Genomic DNA, 19,024 nt, shown 5'->3' with positions numbered 1-19,024 from the left:
CCCATGCCGACCGCCCTGCCCCCTCGCCTGGAACCAGGCCGCAGCTATCCGCTCGGCGCGACCTGGGACGGCCTCGGGACGAACTTCGCGGTGTTTTCCGCGCACGCACACCGGATCCAGCTGTGCATCTTCGATTCGACCGGCCGCAAGGAGCTCGCGCGCCTCGACCTGCCCGAATGCACGGACGAGGTGTGGCACGGCTACCTGCCCGGCGCGCATCCGGGCACCGTCTACGGCTTCCGCGCGGACGGTCCGTATCAGCCGCAGGCCGGCCATCGCTTCAATCCGACCAAGCTGCTGATCGATCCGTACGCGCGCAAGCTGCTCGGCCATTTCCGCTGGTCCGACGCGCTGTTCGGCTATCGCGTGCATTCGAATCGCGGCGACCTGTCGATGGACCGGCGCGACTCGGCGCCCGCGATGCCGAAGTGCATCGTCGTCGACGAGGCGTTCGACTGGAGCAACGACCGGCGCCCGTGCGTGCCGTGGCGCAGCACCGTGATCTACGAGACGCACGTGCGCGGCGCGTCGATGCGCCGGCCGGGGCTGCGCGCGCCGGAGCGCGGCACGTTCGCGGCGCTCGCGCATCCGGCCTTCGTCGATCATCTGCTCGCGCTCGGCGTGACGACGGTCGAGCTGCTGCCCGTGCATGCGTTCCTGCAGCAGCGCGAGCTGCTGAACCGCGGGCTGCGCAACTACTGGGGCTACGACACGGCGGCGTTCTTCGCGCCCGAGCCGTCGTATCTGTCGACGCGGCGGCTCGACGAGATGCGCATCGCGATCCGCCAGCTGCATGCGGCCGGCATCGAGGTCGTGCTCGACGTCGTCTACAACCACACCTGCGAAGGCAACCAGCTCGGGCCGACGCTGTCCTGGCGCGGCCTCGACAACGCGAGCTACTACCGGCTCGTGCCCGACGACCGACGCTATCACGTCGACGAGACGGGCTGCGGCAATACGCTGAACCTCTCGCATCCGCGCGTGCTGCAGATGGTGATGGACTCGCTGCGCTACTGGGCGACCGCGTTCAACATCGACGGCTTTCGTTTCGATCTCGGCGTGACGCTCGGCCGCGAGGACCACGGCTTCGATCCCGGCGCGGGCTTCTTCGATGCGCTGCGGCAGGATCCCGTGCTCGCGCAGCGCAAGCTGATCACCGAGCCGTGGGACGTCGGCCCCGGCGGCTATCAGCTCGGCCGCCATCCGCCCGGCTTCGCCGAATGGAACGACCGCTTTCGCGATACCGTGCGGCGCTACTGGCGCGGCGACGCGGGCCAGCGCCCGGAGCTGGCCGCGCGGCTCGCGGGCTCGGCCGACCTGTTCAACCATCAACGGCGCCGCACGTGGGCGTCGATCAACTTCGTCACCGCGCACGACGGCTTCACGCTCGCCGACGTCGTGTCGTATGCGGGCAAGCATAACGAAGCGAACGGCGAAGGCAACCGCGACGGCCGCGACGACAACTGCAGCGCGAACTGGGGCGTCGAAGGGCCGACCGACGATCCGGCGATCCGCGACGTGCGCGGCCGCGTCGCGCGCTCGATGCTCGCGACGCTGTTTACCGCGCTCGGCACGCCGATGCTCGTGGCCGGCGACGAATTCGGCCGCACGCAGCACGGCAACAACAACGCGTACTGCCAGGACAACGAGCTGTCGTGGCTCGACTGGGAAGCCGCGCAGCAGCCGGAGGCCGTGCAGATGACGCGCTTCGTGTCGCGGCTCGCCGCGCTGCGGCGCATGTATCCGGTGATGTCGACGCCGCGCTTTCCGTCCGGCGACCGCGACGGCGCGCCCGGCATGCGCGAGATCGCGTGGTTCGACGAGCACGGCGACGAGGTCAGCGTGCCCGCGTGGCAGGACCGCGAGCGCCGCGCGCTGACGATGCGGCGCGTCGGCACCGGCCGCACGGGCCGCACCGAGGCGCTGCTCGTGATGCTCAACGCGTCGGCCGAGACGATCACGTTCAAGCCGCCGCCGCCCGCGCTCGCGTATCGCGTGCTGGTCGACACCGCGACGCCCGACGGCGGCCCGCGCGACTGGCCCGCCGACGGCCTCGAGGTCGCCGCGCACGCGGCCGTGATCGCGGTCGCGCCGGTGCCGACCGACCTGTCTTCGAAGGAAACGCCATGACGTCCCATTCCGCCGCTTCGTCGTCCACGCATGCGTTCGAGTTGTCGTTCGGCGCGACCTGCCTCGACGCCGGCCACACGCGCTTTCGTCTGTGGGCGCCTGCCAGCCGCCGCGCGCAGGTCGAGCTGCACGGCGCGCAAACGCTCGAGATGACGGCCGCCGGCGACGGCTGGTTCGAGCTCGTCGCGCCGGTCGGCGCGGGCGCGCTCTATCGCTATCGGCTCGACGACGAACTCGTCGTCCCCGATCCCGCATCGCGCTTCCAGCCGTCCGACGTGCACGGCCCGAGCCAGGTCGTCGATCCGGCCGCGTATCGCTGGCGGCACGGCGCCTGGCGCGGCCGGCCGTGGCACGAGACCGTGCTGTACGAGCTGCACGTCGGCGCATGCGGCGGCTATGTGAACGTCGAGCGGCGCCTGCCCGACATCGCATCTGTCGGCGTGACGGCGATCGAGCTGATGCCGATCAACGCGTTTCCGGGCACGCGCAACTGGGGCTACGACGGCGTGCTGCCGTTCGCGCCCGATGCATCGTACGGCCGCCCCGAGGAACTGAAATCGCTGATCGATGCCGCGCACGGGCTCGGGCTGCAGGTGTTCCTCGACGTCGTGTACAACCACTTCGGCCCGGACGGCAACCTGCTGCCGCGCTATGCGCCCGCGTTCTTCCGCGACGACCGGCACACCGCGTGGGGGCCTGCGATCGACTTCTCGCGCGCGCAGACGAGCGCGTTCTTCATCGAGAACGCGCTGTACTGGATCGACGAGTACCGGTTCGACGGGCTGCGCATCGACGCGGCGCACGCGATCGACGACGACGCGTGGCTGCGCGAGCTCGCGCGGCGCGTGCGCGCGGCCGCAGGCGGGCGCCACGTGCATCTGGTGCTCGAGAACGAGCGCAATACCGCGAGCCTGCTCGGGCCCGACCGCTTCGACGCGCAGTGGAACGACGACTTCCACAACAGCGCGCACGTGCTGTTGACCGGCGAGCGCGACGGCTACTACCGCGCGTATGCGGACGCGCCGCTGCGCCATTTCGCGCGCACGCTTGGCGAAGGGTTCGCGTACCAGGGCGAACCGTCGCCGCTGCATGACGGCGCGCCGCGCGGCGAGCCCAGCGCGCAGCTGCCGCCGACCGCGTTCGTGTCGTTCCTGCAGAACCACGACCAGATCGGCAACCGCGCGTTCGGCGAGCGGCTGCGCGCGCTCGCGAACGACGACGCGCTGCGCGCGGTCACGGCGCTGTTGCTGCTCTCGCCGCAGATCCCGCTGCTGTTCATGGGCGAGGAAGACGGCAGCACGCAGCCGTTCCAGTTCTTCACCGACTATCGCGGCGCGCTCGCCGACGCGGTACGCGAGGGCCGCCGCCGCGAATTCGCCGCGTTTCCCGCGTTCGCCGATCCCGCGCATCGCGACGCGATTCCGGATCCGAACGACCCGGCGACGTTCGCGCGCTCGGCGTTGCACGAGCGACCCGACACCTGGCCCGATGCCGATGCGTGGCGCCGTTTCTACCGCAGCGCGCTGACGGTGCGCGCCGCGCTCGTCACGCCGCATCTGCCGGGTGCGCGCGCGCTCGGCGTCGACGTGCTGGCCGACGACGAGACGGCGCGCGCGCTCGTTGCACGCTGGCGGCTCGGCGACGGCAGCACGCTGACGCTCGCGCTGAACCTCGGCCCACGCGCGACGGCGCTGCCCGAACTGCCGGTCGGCAAGATCGTGTTCGAGACGCCGCCGCGTGCGCGCGATGCGCTCGTCGACGCCCGCCTGCCGGCACGCGCGTGCATCGCATGGCGCGACGGCGCGGTCAACCACGATGCGCTGAACCATCGCGCGAACGGACACGCGCGGCCATGACGACCGACATCCCGATCGCATCCCTCGCGCGGGCGGCGGGGCTGCAGACCGACTGGACCGACGCGGTCGGCGTGCCGCGCCGCGTCGCCGACGACGCGCTGTTCGCGCTCGTCGACGCGCTCGGCTGGCCGTGCGGCACGCCGGTCGAACGCGTGGACAGCCTCGCCGCGCTCGTCGATGCCGACGCGGCGCCGCCGCGCATGATCACCGCCGACGCCGGCATGCCGATCGCGCTGCCGGCCACCGTGGCCGGGCCGGGCGCGCGCTATCGCGTGACGTTCGAGACGGGCGGCCACGTCGACGGCCGCGTCGGCGGCACGAGCGGCGACCCGCTGCTGCCGCCGATCGTGCGGCCCGGCTATCACGCACTCGACGTCGGCGAGCAGCGGATCGCCATCGCGATCGCACCGCGCCGCGTGCGCGCGGCCGAGCGCCTGCGCGGCACGCCGGACGCCGGCAACCGCTGGGGCATCGCCGCGCAGCTATACGGGCTGCGCCGCGCAGGCGACGACGGCGCGGGCGACTACACCGCGCTCGCGCAGCTCGCGACGCAGGCGGCGCGACACGGCGCGCATGCGGTCGCGATCAGTCCGACGCATGCCGGCTATCCGGCGCTGCCTGCGCACGACAGCCCGTATTCGCCGTCGTCGCGGCGCTGGCACAACGTCGCGTATCTCGACTGCCACGCGGTGCCGGGCGTCGGCCGCGTCGCCGGCGACGAAGCGGACGGCGCGGCCGATGCGCGGCTCGTCGACTGGCCGCGCGTGCTGCCGCAGAAGCTGCGCCGGCTGCGCGCGCGGTTCGACGCGCTGCGCGCCGGCGGCGGCACCGCGCTCGATGGATTCGAACGGTTCCGCGCGGCGGGCGGCGCGGCGCTCGACGCGCATGCGCGCTTCGACGCGCTGCAGGCGTTCTGCGTCGCGCGCGGGCTCGGCGCGGACTGGCGGCAATGGCCGGCGCCGTGGCGGATGCCGACCTCGGTCGAAGTCGACGCATTCGCGCAGGCGCACGCCGATACGGTCGCGTTCCATGCGTTCCTGCAATGGTGCGCGGCACACGCGCTGACGGACGCGCAGCAGGCCGCGCGCCGCGCGGGCATGGCGATCGGGTTGATCGCCGATCTCGCGGTCGGCTCCGATCGCGCGGGCAGCGATGCGTGGGCGCACGGTACGACGCTGCTGCGCGGGCTGTCGCTCGGCGCACCGCCCGACGCGTTCAACGCGGCCGGCCAGGCGTGGGGCGTGACGACCTGGACGCCGGCCGCGCTGCGCGCGAACGGCTTCGCGCCGTTCATCGAGCTGCTGCGCGCCGCGTTCGCGCACGCGGGCGGCATCCGGATCGATCACGTGCTCGGTTTCGCGCGCATGTGGGTCGTGCCGGACGGCGCGAGCGCACGCGACGGCGCGTATCTGCACTACCCGTGCGACGACCTGCTGCGGCTCGTCGCGCTGGAGGCCGCGCGGCACCGCGCGATCGCGGTCGGCGAGGATCTCGGCACCGTGCCGGACGGATTTCGCGACCGGCTCGGCGCGCAGGGCGTCGCCGGCATGCGTGTGCTGTGGTTCGAACGCGAGCCGGACGGCGCCTTCCGGCCGCCGTCGAGCTGGGACCGCGACGCGCTCGCGATGACCTCGACGCACGACCTGCCGACCGTTGCCGGCTGGTGGCGCGGCATCGATCTCGGCTGGCGGCGCATCGCGGCCGAGCACGAGCAGGCGCGTGCCCGGCCCGCGAATGCCGAGCCGGAGGATCGTCACGTCGTGAGCGAGGCAAGCGATACGGCCGATACGAACGATGTGAACGCCGCAGACACCGCCGAGCGCACGTATGTCGACCCGGACGCGGCCGCCGCACGCGCCGCGACACCGGACGATCTCGCCGAGCGCGATGCGGCACGCGCAGCGCTGTGGCGCGCACTGCAGCAGGCCGGCTGCGCGCCGAGCGACGCACCGCCACCGCCGGCCGATGCACCGCCCGTCGGCGCCGTGCTCGCGTTCGTCGCACGCGGTGCGTCGCCGCTCGCGATCGTGCCGCTCGAGGATCTGCTCGCGCTCGACGCGCAGCCGAACCTGCCGGGGCCGCCGTGCGGCCATCCGAACTGGCGGCGGCGCCTGCCGCGCACCGTCGACGCGCTGTTCGACGCCGACACGCGTGCGCGCATCGCGGCGATCGCCGACGCGCGCGGCACGCCGGAGCGACGCGCATGACGCCGCGCGCGACCCTGCGGCTGCAGCTGCATGCCGGCTTCACGTTCGACGACGCGGCCGCGCACGCGGACTATTTCGCGCGGCTCGGCATCAGCCATCTGTATCTGTCGCCGATCACGACCGCGGAGCCCGGCTCGCGGCACGGCTACGACACGGTCGACTACGGCGCGATCAGCGCGGAACTCGGCGGCGAAGCCGGCTTCGTGCGGCTCGTCGAGGCGCTGCGCGCGCGCGGGCTGCGCGTGATCGTCGACATCGTGCCGAATCACATGGGCGTCGGCGGCTCGTCGAACGGCTGGTGGAACGACGTGCTCGAGTGGGGCCCCGCGAGCCCGTACGCGCGCTATTTCGACATCGACTGGCATCCGCCCGACCCGACGCTCGACGGCAAGGTGCTGCTGCCCTGCCTCGGCTCACCGTACGGCGACGCGCTCGCCGCCGGCGACATCGCGCTCGGCATCGACGCGGCGGCCGGGCGCTTCACGATCGCCTGCGCGGGACGGCAACTGCCGGTCGCGGTCGCGACGTATGCGGAGATCCTGCGCGTCGCGAACCGCGCGGACCTGAACGCGCTCGCCGAGCGCTTCGATACCGCGGCGACGCGCGGCAGTGCACGCGTCGCCGCCGCGCATGCGGCGCTGCGCGCGCACGCGGCCGCGCACGGCCCGCATGCGTTCGACGCGGTGCTGCACGGCACCGATGCGCGCCGTGCGCGCTCGCGCGCGTGCCTGCACCACGTGCTCGAACGGCAGCACTACCGGCTCGCGTGGTGGCGCACGGCCGCCGACGAGCTGAACTGGCGGCGCTTCTTCGACATCGCGACGCTGGCCGGCGTGCGCGTCGAGGACGACGCGGTGTTCGACGCGGTCCATGCGCTGCCGTTGCGGCTCCATGCGGCGGGACTCGTCGACGGCGTGCGCGTCGATCACGTCGACGGCCTCGCCGATCCGCGCGCGTACTGCCGGCGGCTGCATGCGCGGCTCGCCGCGCAGCGCGACACGCCGCCGACGATCTACGTCGAGAAGATCCTCGCGCCCGGCGAAACGCTGCGCGCCGACTGGCCGATCGACGGCACGACCGGCTACGACTTCATGAACGACGTGGCCGCGCTGCTGCACGATCCGGCCGGCGCGGAGCCGCTCGGCGCGCACTGGGCGGCCGTGTCGCGCTCGACGCGCACGTTCGCGCAGGAAGCGGTCGACGGCAAGCGTCGCGTGCTGCTGCGCCAGCTCGCCGGCGAACATGCGCGCGTCGCGCGCAAGCTGCACGACATCGCGCGCGCGTCGCCCGCGACACGCGACATCAGCCGCATCGCGATCCATCGCGTGCTCGGCGAACTCGCGGTGCACCTGAGCGTGTACCGCATGTATCCGGCCGACGACGAACTCGCGCCCGACGATCGCCGCGTGCTCGCGCAGGCGTATGCGTGCGCCCGCGCGGCCGTCGATCCGACCGACCGCATCGCGCTCGAACGCGTCGCGCAGTGGCTCGGCCTGCCGGGCACGCGCGCGCCGCGCGCCGATGCGGCGCGCCGGCATGCGGCGCGCGTCGCGTTCGCGCAGCTCACGGCGCCGCTCGCCGCGAAGGGCGTCGAGGATACGGCGAACTACCGCTATGGACGGCTGCTGTCGCGCAACGAAGTCGGCGCCGATGCCGGGGATTTCAGTCTGTCGCGCGGCGCGTTCCATGCGCGCAACCGGCGGCGCGCACGCCATTCGCCGCACGCGCTCGTCGCGACCGCGACGCACGACCACAAGCGCGGCGAAGACGCGCGCGTGCGGCTCGCCGTGCTGAGCGAGATCCCCGACGCATGGCGCGCGGTCTCGCTCGACTGGTCCGCGCTGAACCAGCCGCATCGCGGCCGCGCGCATCGCGACCTCGACTGGTCGCCGGGGCCCGCTGCCGAGGCGATGCTGTATCAGACGCTCGTCGGCTGCTGGCCGCCGTCACTCGCCCCCGACGACGCGGCCGGCCTCGCGGCGCTCGCCGATCGCGTCGTGCAATGGCAGACGAAGGCGCTGCGCGAAGCGAAGCAGCAGACCGACTGGCTCGCGCCCGAACCCGACTACGAGCAGGACAGCGAGGCGTTCGTGCGCGCGATCCTGACGCCGCACGGCGCCGGCGATTTCGTGCATCGGCTGCATGCGTTCGTCATGCGCATCGCGCCGGCCGGCGTCGTCAACAGCCTCACGCAGACGACGCTGCGCATCACGTCGCCCGGCGTGCCCGATCTTTATCAGGGCACCGAACGGTGGGACCATTCGCTCGTCGATCCGGACAACCGGCGCGACGTGCCGTTCGCGGCGCTCGCCGCCGAGCGCGTCGACGGCCCCGTCAGCGCGTATCTGCCGACCTGGCCCGATGCGCGCGTGAAGCGTGCGCTCATCGAGCGGCTGCTCGCGCTGCGTGCGCAGCGTCCGTCGACGTTCGCGAACGGCAGTTACGTGCCGCTGCGCGTGCGCGGTCCGCTCGCGCGTCACGTGGTCGCGTTCGCGCGCTGCGACGACGCGGCGACGATCGTCGTCGTGACGACGCGGCTCGCGTGCCGGCTGCTCGGCGACGCGCCCGCGCTGCCGCGCGTCGAACCGGCGCAGTGGGACGACACGGCCGTCGTGCTGCCGCCCGGCGCGACGGGGCCGTGGGCCGACTGGCTCGATGCGAGCGAAGCCGGCGACACGCCGGACGGCTTGCTGCGCGTCGCGCACTGCCTGCGCGCGCTGCCGGTCGCGGTATGGGTCGGGCCGCCGCCGCGCGCATGACGAGGCGCGCGGCAGCGGTCGTTTTTTACAGATGCGCCGGCACGCTGGCGGCAGCGCGACCGCGCGGCTGCGTCACGCGCGGTGTCGACGATCGGCGCTCACGACCATTCTTCCGGCGGCAACGGCGCGCCGTCCTCCTCCCAATGCGCATCGCTGGCGCCGCGCGCGTCATGGCCGGCCGTCAGCGTGCCGTGCGCGGCACCGTCCTGCGGCCGCCGCTTGGCGCGCGACGCATGCGCGCGCAGCCGCGGGCGCGTCGGCGCGACCGTGCGCGCGCCGTCGCGGCGCGTCTCGCCGGCTGCCTGCTCGTTCGTCTGCTGCGTATTCGACATCGCCTTCATCATTGCCTCCCGGTTCGTGGGTGTCGATCGCAGCGATGCCGCAATTTCGGTGCCGTGCACAGGCAGGCCGATTGCTACACCAGCGCGATCGAGACTCGCTCCCGGAGGTGACATGCCGAACGACAACGACACGCAAGCAGGCCGCCGCCGACTCGGCGGATGGTTGGCCGGCGAGGAAAAGCACATGGCCGCGTTCCGCACGCGCATTGCCGCGGACGCGCGCGCACGGGCCGGCGAACGGCTGCGCACGCCGGCCGTGCAGGAGCTCGCGCGCCTGTTCGACGATCACGCGGTGCTGCACATGGGGCTGTCGCGCGCGATCGACGAGGCGCTCGCGACGGGCCACGACCTCGGCTACCGGTCGATCGGCGAGCTGATGACGGTGATCGACTATCTGATGACGTACACGCCGCCCTTCAGCGAATCGAGCCTGATCGTGTGTCCGCTGAACGCGTTCCTCGACTGGCCGATGTGCATGCCGTCGGGCCGCGCGGTGTTCCGCGACGCGACCGTCAACGCGCATCTGAAGCGCGTGCTGAACGTCTGGTGCGATTTTCTCGGCGGTCCGCACTCGCGCGACCACCTCGTGACGACGGCGCCCGACGGCTGGCTCTGCGAGGAAGCGCGCAAACGGATCGGCATGTCGCAGTTCCAGTACCGCGAGGATCAGCCGCACTGGGGCTTCGACTCGTGGAACGACTTCTTCACGCGGCGCTTTCGCGCGGGTGCACGGCCGGTCGCCTCGCCCGACGATTCGCACGTGATCGTCAGCGCGTGCGAAGCCGCGCCGTATCACACGGCCACGAACCTGCGGCTGCGCGACCGGTTCTGGATCAAGGGGCAACCCTATTCGCTGCGCGACATCTTCACGCCCGCGCGGCTGCCGCTTGCCGAGCACTTCGTCGGCGGCGATCTCTACCAGGCCTATCTGGCCGCGTACAACTACCACCGCTGGCATGCGCCGATCCGCGGCACCGTCACGCACGCGTACCGCATCGACGGCACCTATTACTCGATCGCCGACGTCGAAGGCGAAGACCCGTCCGGGCTCAACGATTCGCAGGGCTACATGACGGCCGTCGCCACGCGCGCGATCGTCGCGATCGCGAGCGACGATCCGGGCCTGGGCACGGTGGCCGCGGTCTTCGTCGGGATGGGCGACGTGTCGTCGTGCGTGATCGAGGTCGTGCCGGGACAGCGCGTCGAAAAAGGCGACGAGATCGGCTATTTCCAGTTCGGCGGCTCGACGTACTGCCTGCTGTTCGAGCCCGGCGTGATCGACCGCTTCCTGCATGCGCCGAGCGACGATGCGCCGCCCGTGCAGGTCAATGCCGCGGTCGCGCTCGCGCGCTGAACATGCATGCGGCGCGCTCCCGAGGCAGCGCGCCGCATGCGATCGAGCCGGTCGTCACAAACTGTTGTCGTTCGTATAGCCTCCGCTGCCGCGCTGCACCGAGCGCAGGATCGACAGTCCGTCGGGCGTCAGCTCGGGCCGGCGGGCGCCGGACGCGTCGCTCTGCATGACGACCAGTTGGCGTTCGACGAGCGCGACGATGTCGTCGCGATCGAGCTGGATTTGTTCTGGTGCGCGCTGGACCAGAAACAGCGCGGCAAATTCGTGAGCAGTCAACATGCTCGTCTCCCCAATGACGGCGTATTTTCCGATGCGGCGACGCCGCAATCGCGGCCGGCAGTGCACCTGCCGGATTCGGTGACGACATGCATGAAGCATGCCAATGCGAGCCGCGCGCACTGCATCGGCCCGGTCGAGCGCGGGGCGGGGTCGAATCCGCGTCCCGCGCGCTGCCGGTGAAAAGTTTTCAATGACGTGTAACGGCCGGGCGACCGCGATGCACGGCACGCGCGCAACGCGCGCCATGCACGGGGTCAGGACCGTGGTGCGTGCGACGTCGCCTGACGCGCGAGCGCTGCGGCCGCGCGCCGCTGCACGCGGAAATAACCGCTATGCAGCACCGCGCCGCCGTGGCCGTCGGCGACCACGTCCGCGCAGGCCTCGGCGATACGCTGCCGGCCCCGTTCGAACGCTTCGCGCAAGTCGGCCTCGAGCGCCGAGCGCGCGCCGAAGTGATCCTCGAGCGCTTCGGCCGTGATCGCGCACTCCGCCTGCACGCCGTCGATCTCGACGACGAACTGCAACTGCAGCGTCGCACCGTCGAACACGGGCGGCGGATCGGCCGGAATCGTCGCGCGCGTGCTCATGGGCGCTCCCGGGGCGCATGCGCGCGGTCGGCCGCGAGACATTCGATCAGCGCGCCGTTGAACGCGTCGAGATCGTCCGGCTTGCGGCTCGTGATCAGATTGCCGTCGCGCACGACGCGCTCGTCGACCCACTTGCCGCCGGCGTTGCGGATGTCGTCCTGCAGGCTCGGCCAGCTGGTCATCGTGCGGCCGTCGACGAGCCCGGCCGACACGAGCAGCCAGCCGCCGTGACAGATCACGGCCACCGGCTTGTCGGCGCCGATCGCGGCCGTCACGAATTCGCGCGCGGCGGGAATCATCCGCATCGCGTCGCCGTTCACGACGCCGCCCGGTAGAACGATCGCGTCGTAGTCGCCCTGCTTCGCATCGTCGAACGTATGGTCCACCTTGACGCGTGCACCCTTGTCGACGTGCCGGAAACCCTGGATCTCGCCCGGTTGCTGCGAAATCACGTCGACCTGCGCACCCTCGGCACTGAGCGCACGCTGCGGTTCGACGAGCTCGGCCTCCTCGAAGCCGTCCACGGCGAGGATCGCGACCTTGCAATTGGCGAGTTTGCCGCTCATGAAAAACCTCCATGCTGGTTGCGGCACCGATCGTGCCCTCACCCGACAGCAGCAATCGACGTGCCACGCCCGGTGCGCTACCCCACACAACGCGCGCTTCGGCCTGCGGTCGGACTTCGCGAACGACGCGCAAACCGCTCTCCGACCCTGCCGGCGCGGCGCGCGCGGCGGCTTCCATCGTTCACTGCAAAGATTTCAACGGCATGTAACCGGCAGGCTGCGCCCGTGCGCCGGCTCTCGCACGCGACACGCGCCGTCGCAATGTGTCGCAGCGTCGAGACAGTTTCGCGGCCGCGGACACCCGGCGGACACTCCGCCGGTCACTGCAGGCGCGTCGCGACGTCGAGCATCGCGTCGGTCAGCTCGACCGTCAGCGTCTGGTCTTCGTCGAGGTCGTGCAGCCGCTCGAGCATGGCCTGCACCGAGTCGTGCAGCATCGCGTGCACGCGCATGCGCGCGCCGTCGTCGAGGTCCGCATAGCGCTCCATCGTGTCGCAGTCGAGCGCGAGCACGACCGAGTGGCGCACGGCGTGGGGCGGCGCATCGGGCGCGATCGCCCATGCCGCATGAAACGTGATCCTGCCGGTCGCCACGTCGAGGTGCACTGTCGTGTTGAGGTCGTCCGCGTCCGGGTCGTCGTCGATGTCGTACGGCTCGATTCCGATTCGGGGGTTCGATTGCATGATGTCCTCCTGCGTGGTCGCCGCGCCCGCCGCGGCGGCGGGCGTCGGCCATCGCGCCGCGCCGGCCGCGAGCCGGCGCGACATCGTCAGTAGCCGCTGGAATCGGCGCTGCCCTGCCCGCCGGCACCGCCGCCGCCCGAGCCGGTCGCGCCCGGCGAGCGGCCGTTGCCGGCGCCCGCGCCCTTCGCGCCGGGCTTCGCGTGGCCGCTCGCGCCGCTGTGCGACGACATCGCGCCGCGTCCGCCGTCCGACTGCTGCATGTTCGGCGGCGGCGGCGCGGCCGTATCGCCGTTGCCGGTGTAACTGCTCGAGGTGCCGGCCGACAGCGGCGCGCCGGAGCCGTGATCGGACTGTTGCGAGTTCTGTGCCAGCGCCGGGCTCGCGGCGGCCGCGGCCGCGAGCATGGCGGCGGCCGCGCAGCCGAGCACGCGGCACGCAGGGGATTTCGTGGTGGATAGGGCTGACGTCATGACGGATTCTCCGTAACGGAAATGAAGTATCTGCCCCGTTTCTTCAGCAAGGCCCATGCCGTCAGTGGGTCGAATGCGCTTGTCGTGCACCGGCCTCGGCCGGCACGCGAATTGCGGGCCGTCGTCGCATACGCCAACGACGGAGCGTCATGCAATGCCATCTTCCTCTCCGCCGCACGCGCGCGGCAAACGCCTGACGCGGCGCGCCGGCCGCGCGCGCAGCACCGATCGCGGCCACGCGAAACGCTGGTCGGCCGACGTCACGCGCGACAGCGACGCGCTCGACCTCGAGCCCGACATCTTCAAGTCCGACGATCCGGGCGAGATCGCCGCGTCGCTGAAACGCTCGGCCGAGCGCAGCCGCCGCCGCAAGGCGACACCGTTCCAGTCGGCGATGTCGATGCTGAACTTCTACGTGAACCGCGCAGGCCGCAACCTGCCGAAAACGCGCCGCACGACGCTCGAGCGCGCGAAGCGCAAGCTGCGCGAAGCGTTCGGCCGCAAGCCGTGACGCACGCGTGCGCCTGCCTCCCGTTTCCGGACTGCACGCATGCATGAAACGCTGTGGTATCTGATCACCGGCGCGGTGCTGATGGGCATGGGCATCGCGACGTCGGCGCTGCGTCATCTGCCGTGCAGCACCGCGATGATCTATCTCGTGCTCGGCATCGCATTGGGCCCGGCGGGCGCCGGACTGCTGCACGTCGACATCGAACACGACGCGGCGCTGCTGCGGATGATCGTCGAGATCGGGCTGCTCGTGTCGCTGTTCGCGATCGGGCTGCGGCTGCGCGTGCCGCTGTCCGATCCGCTGTGGCTCGTGCCGTGCCGGCTCGGGCTGCTCGCGATGATCGTCACCGTGCCGCTGCTTGCCGCCTGCGCGGTGTTCGCGCTCGGCATCGGCTGGGCGCCCGCGCTGCTGCTCGCGGCGATTCTTGCGCCGACCGATCCCGTGCTCGCGCACGACGTGCAGGTGCACGACCCCGGCGATCGCGACCTCGTGCGCTTCGCGCTGTCCGGCGAAGGCGGGATGAACGACGGAATCGCGCTGCCGTTCGCGCTCGCCGCGCTCGCGCTCTGCGGCGCGCCGGAAGCGACGCACGGCAGGGCGCCGCTGTCGTTGTCGTTCGCGCTCGCGACCGCTTGGGGCATCGTCGGCGCAGCGGCGATCGGCGGCGGGCTCGGCTGGATCACGACGAAGACGATCGGCTGGCTGCGCATGCGCTACGCGCAGGCGCTCGGCTTCGAAGGCTTCTTCGCGCTCGCGCTGATCGTGCTGTCGTACGGCGCCGCGGAAGTCGCGCATGCGTTCGGCTTCATCGCGACGTTCGCGGCCGGCGTCGCGATGCGCCGCGTCGAGCATCGCGCGAGCGGCGACCGCGATCCGCGCGAAGTGATCGGCCAGGTCGACTCGGCCGACGTCGTCGCAACCGAAAAGGATCCGGACAAGGCCCATGCGTTCATGGCCGAATCGGTACTCGGCTTCACGATCGAACTCGAACGCATCGCCGAAGCGGTCGTGATGACGATGGTCGGCAGCGTGCTCGCGACGCTGCCGGGCCCGCTGATCACGTGGCGCGCGCTCGCGCTGGCCGCGCTGCTGTTCGTCGTCGTGCGGCCGCTCGCGGTGCGCCTCACGCTGGCCGGCTCGCGCGCGACGATCGCGCAGCGGCGGCTGATGGCCTGGTTCGGCATCCGCGGCATCGGCTCGTTCTACTACCTGCTGTTCGCGCTCGAACACGGGCCGACCGATACCGTGCGCCCGCTCTCGGCGCCGGTGCTCGCGGTGGTGTCCGCGTCGGTGGTCGCGCACGGCATCTCGGCGACGCCGTTGATGAACTGGTATCACCGCCGGCAGCGCCGGCATTGACGGCGCTCAGCGCGCGGCGAGGCGCGTGCGCATCGCGGCCGTGATGCGCTGGCGCGTGTCCGCGTACGCTTCCCACGGATCGCGCTCGAGCGCGTCGAGCCGTTCGTGCACGGTGTCGATCGTCCACTGCGCGCCGCCCGTCGTGGCCGGCACTTCGTCCCAGTCGATCGGCACCGACACGCCCATGCCGGGCCGCGCACGCACCGAATACGCGGCGATCGTGCTCGCGCCGCGGCCGTTGCGCAGATAGTCGATGAAAATCTTGCCGCGCCGGTGACGCGGCCCCATCGTCGCCGTGAAGCGGTCGGGCAGCGCGCCCGCGATGTGCTGCGCGACTGCGCGCGAGAAGTCCTTCATCTCGTCCCAGCCCGAATGCCGCGTGATCGGCACGACCACGTGCAGCCCCTTGCCGCCGCTCGTCTTGCAGAACGACACGAGGCCCAGCTCGTCGAGCAGCCCGCGCACGAGCTGCGCGGCCTCGATCATCGTGCGCCACGGCAGCGCCGGATCGGGATCGAGGTCGAACACGATCCGGTCCGGCCGCTCGATGTTCGACGCGTGCGCGTTCCACGTATGCAGCTCGATCGTGCCCATCTGCGCGGCGCCGATCAGCGCATCGACGCTGTCGATCGACAGTAGCGGACCGTGTCCGGGGTCGAGTCCCGGATGCTGCGTGACGAACGGAATCTCGCGGCGCTCCGCGTGCTTCTGGAAAAACAGCTCGCCGCCGATGTCCTGCGGCGCACGCACGAGCGACACCGGGCGGCCCGCGAGATCGGGCAACGCCCACGGCGCGACGCGTTCCCAGTAGTGCGCGAGATCGATCTTGCGCGTGCCGCTCTCGCGATCGAGCACGCGCTCCGGATGCGTGATGCGGACCTGGCCGACCTGATCGGGCGCCGACTTGCCGCGTGCGGCGGGCGCGCGTTCCTGCGCGCGGTGTTGCGCGCGATCTTGCCCGCCGTCATGCGTGTCGGCCGCGGCGCGGCCGCGCCGCGCGGATGAGCTCGTGCGCTCGTCCATCGTGTTCTCCGTGGTGGGGTGGCGTGCGACTTCCCTGACGATCTGCGACGCCGGCTTGTCCTCGCGCAGCGCCACGAACGCGGCCTGCCGCACGATGCCGTCGCCGGTCCATTCCGCGAATTCGCATTCGGCGACGAGCGTCGGCTCGACCCAGTGGACGCGCGTGCGCGACCACCCTTGCGGCGGCGGATCGAACGGCGACGACGCGCGTTCGTGCTCGCGCAGCAGCGGCGCGAGCTTGTCGAGCATCCGCGTGTCGAAGCCGGTGCCGACCCGGCCGACGTAGCGCAGCGGCGACGCGCCGCGCGTGCGCTTGCCGTTCGGCGCCGGCTCGTGCACGCCGAGCAGCAGCGCGCCGAAGCCGTGGCGGCTACCGGTCGGCTCCGTATAGCCGCCGATCACGAACTCCTGCCTGCGCCGGCATTTGAGCTTGATCCAGGCCGGCGAGCGTCCCGCGCGGTAGCGTGCATCCGCGCGCTTGCCGATCAGCCCTTCGAGGCCCGTGTCGCACGCGTTGGCGATCAGTCCGGCCGCATCGCTGCCGAGATCCGGCGAAAAACGCAGGCGCGCCGGATCGGCGGCGTCGAACAGCGGTTCGAGTTGCGCGCGGCGTGCCGTCAGCGGCGCATCGCGCAGGTCATAGCCGTTCAGATAGGGCAGATCGAACACGAACAGCGTGACCGCATCCGACTGCCCGGAACCGAGCGCGTTCTGCAGCAGCTGGAAATCGGGCAGCCCGTTCTCGCCGAGCACGACCGCTTCGCCGTCGAGCCATGCATCGTCGACCTCGAGTGCCGCGAGCGCATCGCGCAGCGCGCGCAGCTTCGGCGTCCAGTCGCGGCCCTCGCGCGTCATCAGCGTCACGCGCCGCCGCGCGCCCTTGCCCGCGATACGCGCGAGCATCCGGTAGCCGTCGAACTTCAGTTCGTAGCGCCAGTCGCCGTGCGCGGGCGGCGCATCGACGAGCGTCGCGAGTTGCGGCGCGATGCGCTCCGGCAGCGGCGCACGCACCGCGCCTTCGACGCGCGACAGTGCAGGCGGCCGTTTCGCTTTCGTCGCGCGGGCGCGTGGCGCGTCGGCGTCGGTGTCGGCGTCCGCCTCGGCGTCGGGCTCCTTGCCGGCCGCCTTCTCGCCGCGTCGGCGCGCCCGCGCATGCCCGTTCGTCGCATGCCCGCGCGTGGCGCCGTCGTGCACGCTGCCGGGCTGCTGCGCGACGACGTCGTATGCCTCGGCGCTGCGCGCGTCGTCGTCGCGCTCCTTGATCAGCAGCCACTGCTCCTGCCGCCCTTCCTGGCGGCCGCTACGCACGAGCGCCCAGCCGCCGTGCAGCTTCTCGCCGTCGAGCCGGAATTTCAGCTTGCCGGCGCGATAGCCTTCGCGCGCCTTCGCGAGCCCGCCCTCGGGCGTCCACGTGCCCTCGTCCCAGACGATCACCGAGCCCGCGCCGTAATGGCCTGCCGGAATCTCGCCTTCGAACGACGCGTATTCGAGCGGATGATCCTCGACGTGCACCGCGAGCCGCTTGACCGACGGATCGAAACTCGGCCCTTTCGGCACGGCCCACGACTTCAGCGTGCCGTCGAGTTCGAGCCGGAAATCGTAATGCAGGCGCCGCGCATGATGCTCCTGGATCACGTAGCGCAGCGGATGCCGGCCGCGCTCGGCCGGCTGCGCGTCGGCCGGCGCGCGGCGGCGGCGCGTGCCTTCGGGTTCGGGCGTCGCGTCGAAATGACGCTTGCGGCGATACGGATCGAGCTTGCCGGCCATCGTGTCACCTTGCGTGTCGCGGCGTCATGCCGCGCGCTTCTTGCTGCGCGCGGCGGTCTTTTTCGCGGCGGCGGCACCGTCGCCGCGCTTGTCGCCGGGCTTGGCCGCCGAGGTGCGCTTCGCGGCCGTTTTCGTCGCGGTTTTGGCGCTCGTCTTCGCGGCGGTCTTTGCACCGCGCTTCGCGGCGGCCGGCTGGCGGCGGCCGCGCGGGCGCGTGTCGGCGTCCTCGTCGTGTTCGTCCTCGTTCGCGGCCGCGCGCTCCGAGCCGCGGCCGCCGCCGCGCAGGCTGCGCTTGAGCAGCTCGGTCAGATCCACGACGTTCGACGGCACGTGGCCGCGATCGGCCGGACGTTCCTCGATTTCCTCGATACGGCCCTGGCGCACCTTGCGCTCGACGAGTTCGAGGATGTCGTCGCGGAACGTGTCGTGATACTGCTCGGGCGTCCATTCGCCGGACATGTCGTCGATCAGCTTCTTCGCCATCGCGAGCTCGCGCGCGCTGACACCGGCGCGCTTCGCATCCTCGACCGGCGTCGACAGCTCGTCGAGCCCGCGCAGTTCGTCCTGCCAGCGCAGCGTGTCGAGCGCGAGCAGCGGCCCGACCGGAATCAGCGCGCCGAGATGCTGCTTGTCGCGCATCACGACGAGCGCGATGCCGATCTTGCCGCTGTCCTTCAGCGCGTCGCGCAGCAGCGCGTAGACCTTTTCGCCCTTGCGGTCGGGCACCAGGTAGTACGGCGTGTCGAGATAGAGAAACGACACGGCCTCCTGATCGACGAACGTCAGGATGTCGACCGTCTGCGTCGATTCGGGGTTAGCCGCGCGGATCTCGTCGTCGGTCAGCACGACGTAGCGCTCCTTCTCGTACTCGTAGCCGCGCACGATGTCGTCGCGCGACACCTCCTTGCCGGTGCGCTTGTTGATCTGCCGATAGCCGACCGGGTCCATCGAGCGCTTGTCGAGCAGCCGGAACGACGGCTTCACGGTGCGCGTGGCCGGAAACAGCTGCACGGGCACGTGCACGAGCCCGAAGCTGATCGCGCCTTTCCAGATCATCCGTGCTGCCATGCCTTTCCTCCTTGCGGGCAGCCGCGCACGCGCGCGGCGTGCGGGGGCGCGCGCGGCGTGCGTG

At 71.7% G+C, this 19,024-nt stretch carries 15 protein-coding genes; 7 read left to right on the top strand and 8 right to left on the bottom strand.

The features are described 5' to 3' along the window. Window positions 1-3 precede the first annotated feature (3 nt). The 4 genes from glgX to treY are packed head-to-tail and all read left to right on the top strand — an operon-like array spanning window position 4 to window position 8,952. Complete coding sequence (glgX, locus tag BST28156_RS23140) at window positions 4-2,130, top strand: glycogen debranching protein GlgX (RefSeq protein WP_006398956.1); 2,127 nt, start codon at window positions 4-6, stop codon at window positions 2,128-2,130. Next, complete coding sequence (gene treZ, locus BST28156_RS23135; RefSeq protein ID WP_012217897.1) at window positions 2,127-3,986, top strand: malto-oligosyltrehalose trehalohydrolase; 1,860 nt, start codon at window positions 2,127-2,129, stop codon at window positions 3,984-3,986. Before glgX ends, treZ begins: the two co-directional genes overlap by 4 nt. Further along, the gene (malQ, locus tag BST28156_RS23130) at window positions 3,983-6,193 is read left to right on the top strand and encodes a 4-alpha-glucanotransferase (RefSeq protein ID WP_012217896.1); all 2,211 of its coding nucleotides are present in this window, start codon (window positions 3,983-3,985) and stop codon (window positions 6,191-6,193) included. The genes treZ and malQ overlap by 4 nt, the downstream gene beginning before the upstream one ends. Next, window positions 6,190-8,952 carry a malto-oligosyltrehalose synthase gene (gene treY / locus BST28156_RS23125; protein WP_012217895.1) on the top strand — a complete coding sequence of 921 codons (2,763 nt, stop codon included), beginning with the start codon at window positions 6,190-6,192 and terminating at the stop codon, window positions 8,950-8,952. The genes malQ and treY overlap by 4 nt, the downstream gene beginning before the upstream one ends. Window positions 8,953-9,050: 98 nt before the next feature. On the opposite strand, the gene BST28156_RS23120 is transcribed toward treY, so the two are convergent. Further along, window positions 9,051-9,296, bottom strand: a complete 246-nt coding sequence (locus tag BST28156_RS23120) for a hypothetical protein (RefSeq protein ID WP_006398951.1) — start codon at window positions 9,294-9,296, stop codon at window positions 9,051-9,053. A gap of 109 nt (window positions 9,297-9,405) precedes the next feature. Between BST28156_RS23120 and BST28156_RS23115 the strand changes: the two genes are divergently transcribed. Next, a complete protein-coding gene (locus BST28156_RS23115; RefSeq protein WP_012217894.1) occupies window positions 9,406-10,647 on the top strand; it encodes a phosphatidylserine decarboxylase family protein in 1,242 nt (413 codons plus the stop codon). Window positions 10,648-10,701: 54 nt separating this feature from the next. On the opposite strand, the gene BST28156_RS23110 is transcribed toward BST28156_RS23115, so the two are convergent. The 5 genes from BST28156_RS23110 to BST28156_RS23090 form a co-directional block, all read right to left on the bottom strand. Further along, on the bottom strand, window positions 10,702-10,926 hold the full coding sequence (locus tag BST28156_RS23110) for a hypothetical protein (RefSeq protein WP_012217893.1): 225 nt from the start codon (window positions 10,924-10,926) through the stop codon (window positions 10,702-10,704). A gap of 254 nt (window positions 10,927-11,180) precedes the next feature. Further along, the gene (locus BST28156_RS23105; RefSeq protein WP_006398947.1) at window positions 11,181-11,513 is read right to left on the bottom strand and encodes a DUF1488 family protein; all 333 of its coding nucleotides are present in this window, start codon (window positions 11,511-11,513) and stop codon (window positions 11,181-11,183) included. Beyond that, window positions 11,510-12,079, bottom strand: a complete 570-nt coding sequence (locus BST28156_RS23100) for a type 1 glutamine amidotransferase domain-containing protein (protein ID WP_006398946.1) — start codon at window positions 12,077-12,079, stop codon at window positions 11,510-11,512. Before BST28156_RS23100 ends, BST28156_RS23105 begins: the two co-directional genes overlap by 4 nt. A gap of 320 nt (window positions 12,080-12,399) precedes the next feature. Then, complete coding sequence (locus BST28156_RS23095) at window positions 12,400-12,762, bottom strand: DUF3022 domain-containing protein (protein ID WP_012464946.1); 363 nt, start codon at window positions 12,760-12,762, stop codon at window positions 12,400-12,402. Between the two features lie 86 nt (window positions 12,763-12,848). Continuing rightward, the gene (locus BST28156_RS23090) at window positions 12,849-13,232 is read right to left on the bottom strand and encodes a hypothetical protein (protein WP_012217891.1); all 384 of its coding nucleotides are present in this window, start codon (window positions 13,230-13,232) and stop codon (window positions 12,849-12,851) included. Window positions 13,233-13,386: 154 nt separating this feature from the next. On the opposite strand from BST28156_RS23090, the gene BST28156_RS23085 reads away from it, so the two are divergent. Together BST28156_RS23085 and BST28156_RS23080 are read left to right on the top strand one after the other, a co-directional pair. Continuing rightward, complete coding sequence (locus BST28156_RS23085; protein WP_006398943.1) at window positions 13,387-13,743, top strand: DUF3175 domain-containing protein; 357 nt, start codon at window positions 13,387-13,389, stop codon at window positions 13,741-13,743. Between the two features lie 39 nt (window positions 13,744-13,782). Further along, the gene (locus BST28156_RS23080; RefSeq protein ID WP_006398942.1) at window positions 13,783-15,102 is read left to right on the top strand and encodes a cation:proton antiporter domain-containing protein; all 1,320 of its coding nucleotides are present in this window, start codon (window positions 13,783-13,785) and stop codon (window positions 15,100-15,102) included. Window positions 15,103-15,108: 6 nt separating this feature from the next. Here BST28156_RS23080 and ligD read toward each other — a convergent pair whose 3' ends face one another. Further along, window positions 15,109-17,892 (bottom strand): DNA ligase D, encoded by a 2,784-nt coding sequence (gene ligD / locus BST28156_RS23075; RefSeq protein WP_012217890.1) that lies wholly within the window; start codon window positions 17,890-17,892, stop codon window positions 15,109-15,111. A 24-nt stretch (window positions 17,893-17,916) separates the two neighbouring features. Next, a complete protein-coding gene (gene ku / locus BST28156_RS23070; protein ID WP_012217889.1) occupies window positions 17,917-18,960 on the bottom strand; it encodes a non-homologous end joining protein Ku in 1,044 nt (347 codons plus the stop codon). Window positions 18,961-19,024 lie beyond the last annotated feature (64 nt).

This window comes from Burkholderia pseudomultivorans (genome assembly GCF_902499075.1).
Lineage (GTDB): Bacteria > Pseudomonadota > Gammaproteobacteria > Burkholderiales > Burkholderiaceae > Burkholderia > Burkholderia pseudomultivorans.
Note: the sequence above shows the minus strand (reverse complement) of the source record. Positions and strands in the feature narration are given on the sequence as shown.